A 15,835-nucleotide genomic window follows, 5' to 3' on the forward strand; every position below is an offset into this window, starting at 1 on the left:
CGTTTTTAAATGTTCTATGCTGCCAAGGAAACGGAGGTCAGGCAATGCAAGATGAGAAGCTCCCACGTCGGGAAAGAGAAAAACGCAGACATCGTCGGCAGATGCTTGCCGCTGCACTCGAGCTTTTCTCGAAGAAAGGATACCACAACGTCTCCATGCACGAGATCGCGGAAAGAGCCGAGTTTGCCATCGGTACGCTTTACAAGTTCTTCAAAAACAAAGAAGACCTCTATAAGTCCCTCATGATGGAAAAGGCAGCGGAATATCACCATACCCTGAGCGAAGTCCTTTCACGGGAAGGTGACGTCCTGACTATTCTCAAAGACTACATTTCCGCTAAAGCGGGTATCTTTGCTGATGACGTTGCCACGTTGCGGCTCTATTTTGCTGAAACTCGGGGTGCGAGTTTCAACATCAAGGCTGGCCTTGATCAGGACATTCGCAAGCTTTATGACGAATTGATAGAGCAACTGGCTTCGACACTGGAAAAAGGCATCCGCGAAAATGTGCTTCGGAATCTAACTCCCTACTATATGGCCGTGGCCTTAGAGGGGCTCACCAACGCTTTTCTCTTCTGCTGGTTCGAGGACCCGGAGCGACATTCATACGAGGCGAACATCCCGGTGATGAGGGACATGTTTCTCAAAGGAGTCTTGGCCGAATGAGGAAAACATTCAGGACGACCACTCGCATCATGGTTCTGCTTCTGGCGGAGGGCGGATTGTTGCTGATGGTGGGTTGTGCTTCTGTGCGCACTCCTGCACATCTACCGCACATCTATTCTGGCGCAATTGCCGAGGCATCACCGGAAATAGAAGGCAAGCGTCCCCCTTCTTCCGGTGAAGCGCTTCGCAAGCTCGAAAAGGATGGCAATATACACCTTTCGTTAAGCGATTGCCTGAAAATAGCGTTGCAACACAATTACGATATCCGCCTTACCCGGGAAGCCCTGACTCAAGCCGACACAAAGATAACTCAGGCCAGATCGGCTATGCTCCCATTTTTGGGGGCGGAGGCTTCCTATACACGACTGGACGAGGAGTTGAGTTTTAGCATGGGGCCGCAATCATTGACCTTCATGGATCGTGATCAATACAAGGCGGGGCTCGTCATCCGGCAGCCCATTTTCACGGGAGGGCGATTGAATGCGGCGCGCAAGGCATCCCAGTATTCACGAGACGCTCAAGTTCAAGGAAACAGGGCGCTCGAAGAGGAAGTCGTTTTCCAAGTTACACGCGCTTATCGGACCGCACAGTTGGCCGAAGCGTTTCAAGATGTTGCCGTCGAGGCTGTCGAGTTGCTCAAGGCGCATGAACATGACGTGGCAATCCTGGTGGAGAAAGGGGCGAATCCGGAAATCGATCTGCTTCGCACCCGAACGGAACTTGCCAATGCCCGCAAGGAGCTGAATGGCGCTGACAACGCCGTCGACCTGGCATATTCTGCACTCAAGAATTTGCTGAGCATGCCCCTTGAAGAATCAGTCCGTTTGACGGAAGCCTTGGTGCGGTCGCCCGGGCCGGAAGCGGATCTTTCCTCGTTGACCGAGTTGGCCCTTTCACAACGTCCCGAACTTTCCGCAATCGATTCCCAGGTGGCGGCCGCGGAACAGGCGCTCAAGGCAGCCCGGGGAGAATATTTGCCGACCATCGCCCTGGAAGGGCGCTACGAATACATGGAAGGCGATTTCCGGGACCTGGAAGGCGGTGACCACTGGACAATCGGAGTAGGGGCACAGCTTCCCCTCTGGAATTGGGGGGAGACTGCGGCCAAGGTCCGAGAGGCGAAATCCCAACTGGTTCAGGTGAGAATCCAGCGAGATAAAACGACAGATCGCATTCGTCTTGAGGTCCGCAAGGCTTTCCTGGACCTTGGGAAAGCAGAAAAGAATATCGAAGCGGCAGAGAGTGCACTGAATACAGCCAAAGAGGCTTACCGCCAGGCAAGGGCCAGATACCGGGCAGGAGAAGGCACAAATACCGACGTGCTGGACGTTCGTACGGCCTTAAGTCGAGCTGAAGCGAATCACGCACAGGCTCTTTTTGATTACAACGTTGCCCTTGCCGCCCTTCATCGAGCGGTGGGCGTAATGGTGATAGAGCCGCCTGATATCAAGGAAAAGGAGTCTGCCGAATGAGACGAAGAGGAGTCTATATATCCATTGCTATTGCGGCTGCTGTTATTGCGTTCTTGGCTGTCCAAGTTTCCAGGAAGCAATGGCAAAAAGATGAAGATCCGAACGCGGCGGGCAAGGCGTTGCCTGTCACAATCGCATCTGTTGTCCCGCACGAATTCGCTGATGAAATCAGCGCCGTCGGTACCCTGAAAGCCCGAGACACGAGTCCGCTAAGCCCCAAGGTGGCAGGAACGGTGAGCCAAGTGATGGTTGATATCGGGGATCGTGTCAAAGCCGGCGACGTCGTCATAAAACTGGATAAGACGAACTTTGATCTTGGTGTCAAACAGGCCCGGGCGGCGCTTGCCGCTGCGCAAGCAGCGGTCCCGCAGGCTGAAGCCCAGTTTGAACATGCCAGGAAAGAATACCGCCGCGCAATCGAACTGCTGAAGGAAAAAGTGATTCCGCAAAGTCGCTTTGATGCATCAGAAGCGGCCTTTAAAAGCGCCAAGGAAGCGGTGTTCTACGCCCGAGCACAGAGGGACCAGGCAAAGGCCGCCTTGGAGACAGCGCTGGAACATCTCAAGGATGCAGATATCCGATCGCCTATCGGCGGCACTGTCGTGGAGAGAAATGTGGAAATCGGTCAGGCGGTCGCTCCCGGCGGCCGACTTCTGCTAATCGTGGACCAAACATCTCTGAACCTGGATGTCGATTTGCCGGAAGCAGACATTGGCCGGATTGTCGTTGGAACTGTTGCGCTGATCACGACAGACGCCTTCCCGGGACATGAGTATTCAGGGAAAGTAACCGTTGTCAATCCATTGGTGGACCGAAAGACGCGTACTTTCCGCATGAGAATCGAGGTGCCGAATCCGTCCGGGAAGTTGGTGGACGGAATGTATGCCAGGGTGAAGCTTTCGGCAGAGAAAAGAAGGTCCCTTGCCGTTCCCCGTGAAGCCTTGCAACGCCTCCCCGGCAGCGGCACCTATTACGTTTTTGTGGTGGAAGGAAATAAGGCCCATAAGCGAACGGTCGAAATTAGGGCCATGGATGACCAATTTGCCGAAGTGATGGGCGGCTTGGTTGAGAATGACAAAGTGGTCACCAGCGGAGCGGGACGTTTACAGTCAGGCATGGAGGTAAGCGTGCAAGATATTTTGAACAAGAATGGGACGGATAACTCTGGGGGACAACTTTTCAAGAAGAACGGCGGTGAACATGTCGGACGATAGCTCAGGTTTTCCGAAAAATATCGGCCTGGCTCTGGGTAGCGGCTCCGCACGGGGATGGTCTCATATCGGTGTATTGCAGGCACTAGCTGAGGCAGGAATAGAAATCAGGTACGTCGCCGGCACCAGCATTGGTTCGTTGGTAGGGGCCGCATGTGCCCTTGGCAAAATGGATGTGCTGGAAAATTTTGCCCGTCAGCTCGACTGGAAACAGATTGTTTCCTTCCTGGATGTAACTTTTCCGAGGTCGGGACTCATTGATGGAAAGAAGATCAGCGATTTCTTTCGTTCTCATGTTCGAGAAATGAACATTGAAGAATTACCTCTCCGCTATTGCGCGGTTGCCACCGACCTGGCCACGGGTCGTGAGGTCGTGTTGAACAAAGGGGACCTCATAGAGGCAATCCGCGCGAGCATCTCGGTTCCGGGCATTTTCACGCCGGTCAGGAAAAACGGCGGCTTTCTGGTGGATGGAGGGCTGGTCAACCCCGTGCCGGTGAGCGCTGTCAGGAAAATGGGAGCGGATTACGTCATCGCTGTTGATTTGAACCATGACATTATCGACAAAAGGAGTACCGCCGGCATCGCTCCGGTTGATTCATCGGTGGCAGGTATGGTTGTTCAGCCCCAGCCCGCAGAATGGAGAATCGCGCAGGATCTGACCAACAGGCTCAGCGAATTCGGTTCGCCCGCGTTATCGCAAGTGCGCCAGTGGCTGCAAAGGGACCCCGTGCCAAATATCTTTGATGTGTTGACGACTGCAATCAATATTATGGAAGTGCAGATCACCGCAACAAGATTGGCAACCGATCCGCCCGATCTGCTGATTCGGCCGAAGCTGGGGGATGTTCGTTTTCTCGAATTCCATCGGGCCGAGGAGGCCATTGCCGAGGGGTACCGAGAAGCCATGGTGCAGCTCAAAGAAAGATGGAAGTGTGCCGCCAAAAGAGATTTGCCAGGAGGTTTTTTACCGGGGAGGACGGAAGATGGGAATTAATATTTGTCAGTTACAAGAAAAACGCCTCGTTGATCGTCTGCGTTCTCTGAGGGTCAAAGGAGAAGTGATCGAGAAAAAAAGAATGGAATCATTCAGTGGACGGCCCGAAAGGAAGATTGTCGTTGTCAAGTTCAAGAACAGGATAATTGAAACAAACCTTGATGACGCAGAATTCGAACGGACTGAGATCGGGGAACGGATTTGGTTCTCTCCTCCGGTCCCTGATCGTGATCCGTGCACTTGCCATCTATTCGTCTGGCTGATTGTTGGAATCACATCTGGGGCACTGGCAATCTGGGCCATCACAACCCATTTTCCTGGAAAAACCGCCGCTATCCTTTCTCTTGTCGCAGCAGGTTGGATCAGCGTTATTGCCTGGGCCAGGATATGTTCGCACGAGCAAAGCAAATGCCTTCGGGACCTTAAGACGGAAGTCGACTTTTTTGAAGCTGACGGTGACGACAAGCAAGGGGAACAGAAATGAAATTACCGGAGATATCCGTCCGCAGGCCGGTCACGACCGTTATGGTTTTCGCTGCCATTACATTGCTGGGTTGCGTGGCTTTTTTCAGGCTCAACCTCGACTTGTTGCCGGATATTGAACCTCCGGCCGTGAGTGTCATCACACCCTATCCGGGGGCTTCCGCCACGGATGTTGAGTCGGAGGTGACCAAGTACCTGGAAGACCAGCTTTCCACCACACCGAATCTCGACCGGCTGGAGTCAAAGTCCAAAGACAACATCGCCATCGTCAATTGCATATTCAACTGGGGCACCGACCTGGATGTTGCGGTCAACGATATCCGGGAGAAGATCGATCTTGCCAAGCCGGACCTTGCCGATGGAGCGGAAGACCCCTTTATCTTCAAGTTCAGCAGTTCCATGGTGCCGGTGCTCATCATGACGGTGACGGCGGAAGAAAGCAGTCCCGATCTTTACAGAATTGTGGACAAGCAGATCGCCGATCCGTTGAAGCGTGTGCCCGGCGTGGGCGCTGTCGTCTATATCGGCGGTCAGGAAAGACAGATCAATGTGCATTTCGACCGCGAAGCAATAGATGCTTATCACATTTCCGTCCAGCAGATCAGAAATGTTCTCGCCGCTGAAAACCTGAACCTTCCGGTGGGCACCGTCAAGATCGGGAGGAATGAACTCCAGATCAGAGTGGCGGGGCGCTATCGGGATGCAGCGGAAATCGCAAATACGGTGATCGGAAGCAACGGCGACGCGCTTGTGCGGCTCAGAGACGTGGCCACGGTCACCGATGCCTTTGAGGAGCCGCAGGAGTGGGCACGGTCGGGCAAGCTCCCCGCGATTGCTTTACTTATCCAGAAGCAGTCCGGCGCCAATACCGTCAACGTGATCGAAGCCATAAAAGATCGCCTCAAGACACTGAAGACCGAAGTGCCGGCGGATATCGAAATCCACGGGATTCTGGATAACTCAGATCACATTTATGCGATGATCAATAGTTTGACCGAAGCCGCCGTCGTCGGAGGCCTTTTGGTCATTGTCGTCTGTTTCCTGTTTCTCCGGCGGTTTCGCACCAGCCTGGTCGTCTCAATGGCAATTCCTTTTTCGATTATCGTCGCCTTTATCGGCCTCTTCGTCATGGATTATACCATCAACGTCATTTCCATGATGAGTCTTGCCATTGCTGTGGGAATGGTGGTGGACGATGCCATCGTCGTACTTGAAAACATCGTGCGGCATGTGGACGATGGCAAGCCTCCGCAGTTGGCCGCCGTGGAGGGAACATCCGAAGTGGGTATGGCGGTAGCCGCGTCAACATTGACCATTGTAGCTGTCTTCGCCCCTCTTCTCTTAGTGAAAGGGATCGCCGGCATCATCTTTGGTCAGTTGGCGTTCATGATCTTGATTACGATTCTGGCCTCGCTTTTCATTTCATTGACGTTGACCCCCATGGCTGCTTCCCGTTTGCTCCGTTCACGGGATCAAAGAAAGCTCAATCCGGTATTTGTATGGAGCGAGCGTTTGCTGAATGGAATCGAAGCCGGTTATTCTCACGTCCTGGGATGGGGACTAAGGCACCGTAACATTTTGCTTTCACTTATAGTTATTGTATTTATCGGCAGTCTGGCACTGATTCCTTTGGTCGGTACGGAATTTTTCCCCGAAGTGGATTCGGGGGAAGTGGAGGTGGTCCTGGAGATGGCGCAGGGCACCCGAGTGGAGGTCACGGCCGGAATTACGCAAGAAATGCTCAACGCGGTGAACGCCATTCCGGAAATGGAAGCCTCCTATGCCCTGGCAGGTCAGACCAAGAAAGGTTTTTTAACGGCCCTCGGTTTTGAAGAGGGGACCAACATCGGTCGCATCGGAGGCCGTCTCATTGATAAGAAAGAACGGAGTCGCCATGCCAAGGAGATCGCTTCGGAGCTTCGTGAGCAAGTCACAAAACTGCCGGGTGTTGAGAATTTTTCCGCCAGCGCCGTAAGCGCCATCCAGAAGGCCTTTCTGGGGGGCGGCCGTGCCATCAGCATCGATATTCTGGGTCATGATATCGAGATGACAAACGAAGTTGCTGCGAAAATCCAACGCATCGTGGAATCAACACCCGGAGCGGTGGATGTCGCTGTCAGTAGAAAGAGACCACGGCCGGAAGTGCGGATTTGTCTTGACCGGGATAAGGCGGCATCTTTGGGGTTGAATGTGGCGCTTGTCGCCGACGCATTGAGAACCAACTACTATGGTTTCGATGATACGAAGTTCCGGGAGGCGGGTGACGACTTCGACATCGAGTTGCGACTGAAAAAAGACCAGCGGGAAACGATTCGTGAAATCGGGGAAACCCCCATCACCACCCTGACCGGTCAGACCATCAAGCTCCGGAACGTCGCGTCTGTTCGTGAAACCTTTGGGCCTGTGGAGATCGACCGGAAAAACAGGACCCGCGTCACAAAGGTTCAGGCGGGCGTCCAGGGCAGGGTTCTGGGGGATGTGGTACGGGATGTTCGAGAAAAGATGGCCTCTCTTGACCTGCCTCCCGGCGTTTCCATCGAATGGGGCGGGGAGGTGGAGGAACAGCGAAAAGCGTTCCGCGACCTGACCCTCCTTTTGATTCTGGGAATAGTCCTTGTCTACATGGTCATGGCAGGGGAGTTCGAGGATTTCGTTGACCCATTCATCATCATGTTTTCGGTTCCCTTCGCTTTCGTCGGGGTGATCTGGGCCTTCGTTGCCACGGCCACTCCGCTCAACCTGATGAGCTTCATCGGGGTAATCATGCTCATGGGCATTGTTGTAAAGAACGCCATTGTGCTCGTGGATTATACCAAGCAACTGAGAGCAGGTGGGATGACGCTAAACGAAGCGGTGGTCACGGGCGGAAAAACACGCCTGAGGCCGGTGCTCATGACGAGTTTGACCACCATATTCGGCATGGTCCCATTAGCCCTTTCCAGAGGGGAAGGCTCTGAAATATGGAATGCACTGGGCATCACGGTCATTGGGGGACTGTCGGTCAGCGGCCTTGTGACATTGATTCTGGTGCCGCTAATGTATTCGCTGGTTCACCGGGGTAAAGCAAAATGACGGCCGATGTTGTAAACTTCTTCTTTTCTTTCTCCTTTTTTTCCATTCTTGGATGGATGCTGGAGGTCTCCTATCGTTCCGTGCGTGACAAGCGGTTCGTCAATCCCGGCCTCCTGAAGGGGCCGTATCTCATCCTTTACGGTGCCGGCGCAGTGATGCTTATGGCAGCGGTTTCATTGCTGCAGGAATCCAATTGGGGAACCAAGGCCTTCGCTTATTTCATAATCACAACCGGACTCGAATTCGGCTCCGGATTGGTTGCTCAATACTTTTTCCAGATCCGTCTGTGGGACTATTCGGACCAAAGATTTAATTACAGGGGGCACATCTGTCTAAAATTCTCCCTGTACTGGATACTGCTGGCCTTCGCTTTTGAATATGCCGTTTTGCCCCCCTATCAAAGCATGCTCGTCCTGCTTTCACCGGTCTTCAAGTGGATAGTGGCCGGAGCAACGATCTCAATCATGTCGATGGATTTCCTGGCGGTTGCAGCCGGGCGTTTCCTCCGCCTGACGCCGGAAGAGAAAACTCTGATGGAGGCGGAATTCGTCAACACGGCAAGGCCGCTTCTCGATCTGCCGGAGGTTGCAAAACTGGCGCAGTATAACCATCACAGGGGGAAAACCCGATTGGATCATGTGGAGGAGGTGGCCTGCCTGAGCTTTCGCTGGGGAAAAAGACTTTCCCTTGACACCCGGGCGATTATCCGGGGTGCGTTGCTGCACGATCTTTTCTACTATGACTGGCTGCATGACGGACCCAGGCTGCACGGTTTCCGGCACCATACTATCGCTCTTGAGAACGCCCGCAGCATCACCGGTCTTACCGAAAAAGAAGCGGATATTATTAAAAAACACATGTGGCCGCTTACTGTTATACCGCCGCGCCATATGGAATCGCTGGTGGTTTCTCTGGTGGATACCTTTTGCTCTGCAAGGGACTATCTGAGCATGAAGAAACAAGACAAACCCACAGAGGCGGCCTCCCGTTGCGTTCATCCGGAACCGGGAGATGAAAAAAGATGAAGAACCATGCAGAAAGTCTCTATTTTGCCGGGATCGATATCGGTTCAACTACAGCCAAGGCGGTTATCCTGGATAAAGAGGGTGGCATGGTATTTTTCCGCTACTGTCGTCATCAGGGCAAAACAGTGGAAACAACACGGCGTATTTTCAATGACGCCCTTGAGAAACTTGGCGACGTGGAGCTTGATTTGGCGGTTACCGGATCGGCGGGGATGGGTGCGGCCGAATTCTTCGGCCTGCCGTTCGTGCAGGAAGTGGTGGCCTCCGCGCACGTCATCGAAAAGTTTTTCCCCGAAGCCAGGACATTTATCGAAATCGGCGGAGAAGACTCCAAAATAATATTCTTTGACGGCAGTGGCCGCCCCGATATCCGGATGAACGGAAGTTGCGCCGGCGGGACCGGTGCTTTTATCGATCAAATGGCGGTTCTCCTGGGTGTTGATGTAGCGGAACTGAACGTTCTGGCCGGAAAAGCCACGAATATTTATCCGATTGCGTCGCGGTGCGGCGTTTTCGCCAAAACCGACATCCAGGCCCTGCTGAGCCGCCATGTATCCAGGGAAGATGTGGCGGCTTCCATATTTCATTCGGTCGCCCTTCAGGTGATAACCGCCTTGTCCCGTGGACGGGAGATGGAAAGAAAAATACTGATCGGAGGCGGGCCGCTGACATTTTATCCAATCCTGCGGAAAGCCTTTGCAAATCTGCTCGGCATTGAGCATCCGGATGACCTGGTACTTCCGGATCATCCGGAACTGCTTCCCGCCATGGGAGCGGCCATGGTGCGCAATGGCAAACCATGTCGGGGCCGGATCAGCAATTTTTTATCCATGTCCGAGAGAGGTGTCAGCCGTGCAACCAACAGCGGCACCAAAAGGCTGCCCCCCCTGTTTGCAAGCAATTACGAATTTGAAATATGGCAAAAAAGGCATGAGCGAAATTTGGTTCCCAGGATTGACCTGCCTGAGGCAAAAGGAAAAGATCTTTTTTTAGGTGTGGATTCGGGGTCAACCACCACCAAGATCGTCCTTGTCGATGAGAAAGGCAAACTGGTTCTGAGCTATTACGGCCCCAACAACGGCGATCCCATCCAGGCGGTAAAAAAGGGACTGGCTGAATTCAGAAAAAAGTTTGTTTCTGCCGGCTTTGCCCCGCGGATCACCAGAACGGCGGCCACCGGCTATGGTGAAAGTCTCATAAGAACCGCCTTCGGGTTGGACGACGGCCTGGTTGAGACCATGGCGCATTACCGGGCGGCGCGGCGCTTTGAGCCGGATGTATCCTTTATTCTGGATATCGGCGGGCAGGACATGAAGGCGATCTATATTCATGACAACGCCGTGGCTGAAATTCAGATCAATGAGGCCTGCTCATCGGGATGTGGTTCCTTTATTGAGACGTTTGCCCGTTCGCTAGGGTATAGTGTCCAGGAATTCGCAGAGATTGCATGCGATAGCAAATCACCTTTTGATCTGGGAACCCGCTGCACCATCTTCATGAACTCCAAAGTGAAGCAGGCCCTTCGGGAAGGGGCGACGGTCGGCGACATTTCGGCAGGTTTGGCGTATTCGGTTATCAAAAATGCTCTGTACAAAGTGCTGAAGCTGAAGGACGTCGATGTCCTGGGGGACAAAATCGTAGTTCAGGGCGGAACTTTTCGAAATTCAGCCGTATTACGCGCATTGGAAATGCTGCTGAACAAGGAGGTTATAAGGCCGGATATTTCCGAGCTGATGGGTGCATACGGCGCGGCCCTGACAGCCCTTGCCAATCATCGTGCGCATGTTGTGGCGGCCGTTGCTCCGCAGCAAGAAGCGCTGAAAGGTCCGGATCGGCCGGGACGGGAGACCGACGACCTGGTTTTTGAGAAATTGGTGATGGGAAGTGGTTTTTCAAAAAAGGAAATCCGCTGCCGGGGATGTGAAAACCAGTGCAGGGTTTTGAAGCTGACTTTCAGCAACGGAAACCATTTTTATACAGGGAACCGATGCGAGCGGCGCTTCAGCAACAATCCGGATGCTCAACGCAAAGGAAGGAACCTGATTGATGATCAGATAAGGCTCCTGTTTGAGCGAAACACGGAACCCGAAGGCGAACCGATTTTCACCTACGGTATCCCCCGCTGCCTGAACATGTATGAAAACTTTCCCTTTTGGTGCGCCTTTTTGACCACATGCGGCTTCAGGGTGGTTCTCTCGTCCGAGTCCAATTTCCAATTATATGAAAAGGGGTCTTCCACTGTCATGTCGGAAAACATCTGCTTTCCCGCCAAGCTTGCCCATGGTCACATTTTCGACCTTATCGGAAAAAAAGTCGACAGGATATTCTACCCTACCGTGGTCTATGAGCAGGAAGAATACGAAAATGCTTTAAATACTTATAATTGCCCGGTGGTTACCGGATATCCCGACCTTTTGAAAAGTGCGGTTAACCCTGAGCGGAAATTCGGGATTCCCCTGGAGAACCCGGTTATCAGTTTTAAGGATTTCAATTTGCTGAAGGATCAGCTTTATCTATTCTTCAAGCAGTCCGGAATCAATTACCGGACGGTGTCGGAAGGTGTCGAAAAGGGGATGGCGGCACAATCGAATTACAGGAAACAACTCAAGTCCATGGCGAAGACGCAGCTAAGCAAGGCGGATGCCGAGGGGCGGACAACAGTTGTTCTTGCCGGTCGCCCCTATCATGTGGACCCGCTTATCAACCACGGTGTTCCGGATGTATTGACGGAACTCGGCGTGGACGTCGTCAGTGAAACCGCGCTTCCCCTGAATGCAGATACCGTCGCTCTGGAAGATGTCAATGTCCTGACCCAGTGGAGCTATGCCAACAGGCTGTACGCAGCGGCAAGGTGGGTAACAAACACGGCCAATGCCCAAATGGTTCAGTTGACCTCTTTCGGCTGTGGGCCGGATGCGATTTCGGCCGATGAGGTCAAAGAAATTCTGCGCCATGGCGGGAAGATTCATACCTTGATCAAAATGGATGAAATCGTCAACGTGGGCGCCGTCAGGATCAGACTGCGCTCCATGCTGGAAGCGGTGAAGGAAAAGAACGGCAAAACGAGAGCCGTAGGGGGCGGCACAATGCAAACGGGCCGGGCGGTTGTGGGCAAGTCCGGAAAGAGAACCCTGATCGCCCCCTATTTTTCACCCTTCTATTCACCGCTGGTCCCGTCGGCTTTCAGGCCCTTCGGTCACCGGGTTGAAGTCCTTCCGCCCCAGGACAGGGAGTCGGTTGAATGGGGACTTAAAACCATCAACAACGATATGTGCTACCCCTCTGTCCTGGTAGCCGGCGACATTATCAAGGCATTTCAATCAGGCAGGTACGATCCTGAAAAAACCGCTGTCGTCATGACCCAAACCGGCGGTCAATGCCGGGCATCCTCTTACGTGTCGCTTATCAAAAAAGCACTGGCCGCCGCCGGCCTGGATGAGGTTCCGATAATCGCTATATCCAATGAGGAAATCAATGCACAACCGTGGTTTAAAATAGATAAAATGGGGCTGATAAAACGGATGGGCTTGGGAATTATTTTCGCCGATCCCCTGGCCAGGATGTATTTATCAACAATGGTCAGGGAAAAGGTGCCCGGGACATCCAAGAACCTGCATGAAAAATATCTCTTTGAAATGGAAACAGGTATCGAGAATGCAGATTATTATTATCTTCTCAATCTTCTGAAAAGGGCCGTGGCGGACTTCAACCGGGTTGAGATCAACGACAAGACTGTCCCAAGAGTCGGGATCGTTGGAGAAATCTTCGTTAAATATAACTTCTTCTCCAACGGAAATATCATCGACTGGCTGTCCGGCCAGGGGGTGGAAGTGGTTCTTCCTCCTATACAGAATTTTTTCGCCCAGCGCTTTATCAATGAGACCTACGACCAAAAGGCCTTTTTTAAACGTTCTTTGGCGGATCGTATCAAGTACAGGCTGCTGGAGATATACTCAAATTACCATGTCGGCCAAATCGAGCGGATTATGCAGGGATTTCGTTTTTACAGAAAGGCTCATGACTTAAGAAAACTGGCGGCGATAACCGGCGAGGTAGTCAGTTTGGCCAATCAGTTTGGCGAAGGATGGCTTCTTACGGCTGAAATGATCGCCATGCTCAATGAAGGAATCGACAACATCGTCTGTCTCCAGCCCTTCGGCTGCATTGCCAACCACATCACCGGGCGGGGCATGGAAAACAAACTCAGGGAGATGTTTCCTCATCTGAACCTACTTTCACTGGACATGGATGCAGGGGCAAGCGAGGTCAACATGATGAACCGCCTCCATTTTATGGTGACAGCCGCACGGGAAGAGGTGGACCGCGAGGTGGGAACACAGCCGGCGCAGAAGACCGCTCGAAGATTTGCCATTCCCGATGCATGGCCGCGCGAACTGGATTCTTTCAACGCCTACACGTCTTTGGAGGTCGAAAAATGGAGGGCCTGGGCGTCCAACCTGGGACTGTGGGAGAAGACGCGGCAGATGAAGCGCTGGGTCGGCATGTAACCTGCAGCATTGCTGAATTTGACGGTCAGAAGGCAGAGGGCATAACCCTCCGCTCGTCAAACGAGAAGCAGGATGCCGTCGATGCCGGGCGCAAGATCAGCCAGAATCAAGGCACCGAGTTCTACATCCACGGCAAGGATGGAAAGATCCAGAACGTGGAAAGCTCATCTTTTCCGAGATCACCTGGCTTTGCTCCACACGAGCGGCGGAGCTCCAGTCCCATTGGCAGACGGAGTACCCGGAGATCGATATCGCTTCAGCGAAAATCTGGCTCTTCGAGAGGGATAGCTACAGCCCCGAGACCTACTTTGTACTGCCAGTGCATTGCTGGCTTGAGAATTACTATCGCCCCATGCAGGGCCGTTTTGATGCGTTCCTTGAGCGGCATGGCCACAGCGACCAGGCCAAGGCTGTCGTCTATGCCGAACGGAACGAAATTGCCCTTTAGCAAATGCGTTGCGACGTCGAACGCTCGTCTGAGGAAATCGAAGTGGCCGTTCAGGAAATCCACTTGATTTTTCCTTCCCGGTTCTTTATTTTAGGATTTGCAGTTAAGATAAAATAAATCCGAGCCTTATTTTAGGTTCGAGGCAGGTAGGATGAAGCGAGAACTCCAAGGCAGACGGGAACATATCGACGGTGGGTGAGAAGGCCCAGGCCTTCGTGCCTGCGCCGCTGCCGCCGCGTCCGCCCATCGACTGGACCCCGGAGCTGCGCAGCAAGTTTGACCAGGCGTTGCTCGCGCTCGGGCGGCTGGACAGCGTTTCGACTCTGCTGCCGGACACCTCCCTGTTTCTCTACATGTACGTTCGCAAGGAAGCGGTGCTCTCCTCCATGATCGAGGGGACCCAGTCGTCCCTGTCCGACCTGCTGCTGTTCGAGTTGGATCAGGAACCGGGCGTGCCGCTGGATGACGTGCGGGAGGTCAGCAACTATGTTGCCGCCCTCGACCATGGTCTGCGCCTGTTGGAGGAAGGGCTGCCGCTGTCGCTGCGGCTGTTCCGCGAGATTCACGGCGTGCTGTTGACCAAGGGGCGTGGCAGCAATCAGACCCCGGGGGAGTTTCGTCGCAGCCAGAACTGGATCGGCGGTACCCGGCCGGGCAACGCGGCCTTCGTTCCGCCTCCGGCCGAAGAGGTACTGGAGTGCATGAGCAAGCTGGAGCTCTTCCTCCATGACCAGCCGGAGCCGACCCCGGTGCTGCTCAAGGCGGCGCTGGCCCATGTGCAGTTCGAGACGATCCACCCGTTTCTGGACGGTAACGGCCGTTTGGGACGTTTGCTGATCGCGCTGCTCCTGTGCGAGCAGAAGGTGCTGCGGGAGCCGATGCTCTACCTCAGCCTCTACTTCAAGACGCATCGTCAGTATTACTACGAGTTGCTCAACAACGTGCGTCTGACCGGCGACTGGGAAGCCTGGCTCGATTTCTTCTCCGAGGCGGTGATCGTCACCGCCACCCAGGCGGTGGAAACGGCGCAGCAACTTCTCGACCTTTCGAACCAGGACCGCGACAAGATCAGCGGTCTCGGCCGGGCGGCTGCATCCACGCTGCAGATTCACCGGGCGCTGATGGAGCATCCCATCGCCACCTCAGGCTCGCTGGTGGAGAAAACCGGCATCACCCCAACGACCGTCAACAAGGCGCTCGGTCATCTGGAGCAGCTCGGCATCGTCAAGGAGTTGACCGCCCAGAAACGCAACCGCCTGTTCAGCTATGCGGGCTATATCGAGATCATGAGTCGCGGCACGGAACTGCCGGGCAGGTAGGTCAATTCGATTCGGTTATGGGAACCGAACCGGCGTCCGAAAACCGGATTCGAAGTTGTTGCGGCTCGACGCCAGGTATCCGTTTTTACTGCAAACCCGTCACCCTCGTCCGGTGCCGGGAAATCAGGGTAGAAAATCGTTTCTCTGGTCTGGTTGGCGGAAAATGGTTGTGTGAGATGACTTCGGCGCATATTATCAAGGCGTTACGAGGAGCGCGGGCTTTGAGACTGTTTTGCGGTAGGTCGGCGTTCCCTCCACCAAGAATTTCTAAGGCTTACAAGTTTTGACTTGTAAGCCTTTTTTCGTGTGGATAACCGTTTGGATAACATTTCCGGTTAGCCAGGATTTGCGAGATTCCGTTGGGAACCTTGGGTTTTCTTATCGAGGTCCCATGAGGGTGAATTGGGCTTGGGCTTAGTTGAGCCTAAGCTAAGTCAAGGTCTTCCGGGCGATAGTTAAATATTTCTCCATCAAACGAGACTGAAATTTTGGGATTATCGTTGTAGTTTCTAAGCTTCCACACGACTCCGATTCTATTGAAATTTTCAGAACCTTCTTTGATGACGATTACGTCTTCTCCAAGTTCAAAACGACCAAGAACCTTGATGGGTGAAGTGTCACTCATAATTGTTGTT

At 53.5% G+C, this 15,835-nt stretch carries 10 protein-coding genes and 2 pseudogenes; 10 read left to right on the plus strand and 2 right to left on the minus strand.

Translation table 11 applies throughout. The features are described 5' to 3' along the window. The first annotated feature begins 44 nt into the window (after nt 1-44). The 9 genes and pseudogenes from H586_RS0112850 to H586_RS20700 form a co-directional block, all read left to right on the plus strand. Nucleotides 45-665, plus strand: a complete 621-nt coding sequence (locus tag H586_RS0112850) for a TetR/AcrR family transcriptional regulator (RefSeq protein ID WP_027182255.1) — start codon at nt 45-47, stop codon at nt 663-665. Further along, nucleotides 662-2,137 carry a TolC family protein gene (locus H586_RS0112855; RefSeq protein ID WP_027182256.1) on the plus strand — a complete coding sequence of 492 codons (1,476 nt, stop codon included), beginning with the start codon at nt 662-664 and terminating at the stop codon, nt 2,135-2,137. The genes H586_RS0112850 and H586_RS0112855 overlap by 4 nt, the downstream gene beginning before the upstream one ends. Continuing rightward, complete coding sequence (locus H586_RS0112860; RefSeq protein ID WP_027182257.1) at nt 2,134-3,351, plus strand: efflux RND transporter periplasmic adaptor subunit; 1,218 nt, start codon at nt 2,134-2,136, stop codon at nt 3,349-3,351. Before H586_RS0112855 ends, H586_RS0112860 begins: the two co-directional genes overlap by 4 nt. After that, entirely contained in the window at nt 3,338-4,345 is a 1,008-nt protein-coding gene (locus H586_RS19235) for a patatin-like phospholipase family protein (RefSeq protein ID WP_011367009.1), read from the plus strand. The genes H586_RS0112860 and H586_RS19235 overlap by 14 nt, the downstream gene beginning before the upstream one ends. After that, complete coding sequence (locus H586_RS0112870; RefSeq protein WP_011367010.1) at nt 4,335-4,829, plus strand: hypothetical protein; 495 nt, start codon at nt 4,335-4,337, stop codon at nt 4,827-4,829. The genes H586_RS19235 and H586_RS0112870 overlap by 11 nt, the downstream gene beginning before the upstream one ends. Continuing rightward, nucleotides 4,826-7,900, plus strand: coding sequence for an efflux RND transporter permease subunit (locus H586_RS0112875; RefSeq protein WP_027182258.1), 3,075 nt, complete (start codon nt 4,826-4,828; stop codon nt 7,898-7,900). The genes H586_RS0112870 and H586_RS0112875 overlap by 4 nt, the downstream gene beginning before the upstream one ends. Next, the gene (locus tag H586_RS20220) at nt 7,897-8,925 is read left to right on the plus strand and encodes a putative ABC transporter permease (RefSeq protein WP_011367012.1); all 1,029 of its coding nucleotides are present in this window, start codon (nt 7,897-7,899) and stop codon (nt 8,923-8,925) included. Before H586_RS0112875 ends, H586_RS20220 begins: the two co-directional genes overlap by 4 nt. Then, nucleotides 8,922-13,433 carry an acyl-CoA dehydratase activase gene (locus tag H586_RS0112885; RefSeq protein WP_027182259.1) on the plus strand — a complete coding sequence of 1,504 codons (4,512 nt, stop codon included), beginning with the start codon at nt 8,922-8,924 and terminating at the stop codon, nt 13,431-13,433. Before H586_RS20220 ends, H586_RS0112885 begins: the two co-directional genes overlap by 4 nt. Continuing rightward, nucleotides 13,361-13,549, plus strand: a pseudogene (locus tag H586_RS20700) (hypothetical protein); the annotation flags it as partial. The gene H586_RS0112885 and the pseudogene H586_RS20700, both read left to right, overlap by 73 nt. A 140-nt stretch (nt 13,550-13,689) precedes the next feature. On the opposite strand, the gene H586_RS20845 reads toward H586_RS20700, so the two are convergent. Beyond that, complete coding sequence (locus tag H586_RS20845) at nt 13,690-13,944, minus strand: hypothetical protein (protein ID WP_027182260.1); 255 nt, start codon at nt 13,942-13,944, stop codon at nt 13,690-13,692. Nucleotides 13,945-14,032: 88 nt separating this feature from the next. Here H586_RS20845 and H586_RS0112895 point away from each other — a divergent pair. After that, a pseudogene (locus tag H586_RS0112895) lies at nt 14,033-15,200 on the plus strand (Fic family protein). 424 nt (nt 15,201-15,624) lie between these two features. Here the strand turns inward: H586_RS0112895 and H586_RS0112900 are convergent. Beyond that, the gene (locus H586_RS0112900; RefSeq protein ID WP_027182262.1) at nt 15,625-15,825 is read right to left on the minus strand and encodes a hypothetical protein; all 201 of its coding nucleotides are present in this window, start codon (nt 15,823-15,825) and stop codon (nt 15,625-15,627) included. Nucleotides 15,826-15,835: the final 10 nt, after the last annotated feature.

The organism is Oleidesulfovibrio alaskensis DSM 16109 (assembly GCF_000482745.1).
GTDB classification, from domain to species: Bacteria; Desulfobacterota; Desulfovibrionia; order Desulfovibrionales; family Desulfovibrionaceae; genus Oleidesulfovibrio; species Oleidesulfovibrio alaskensis.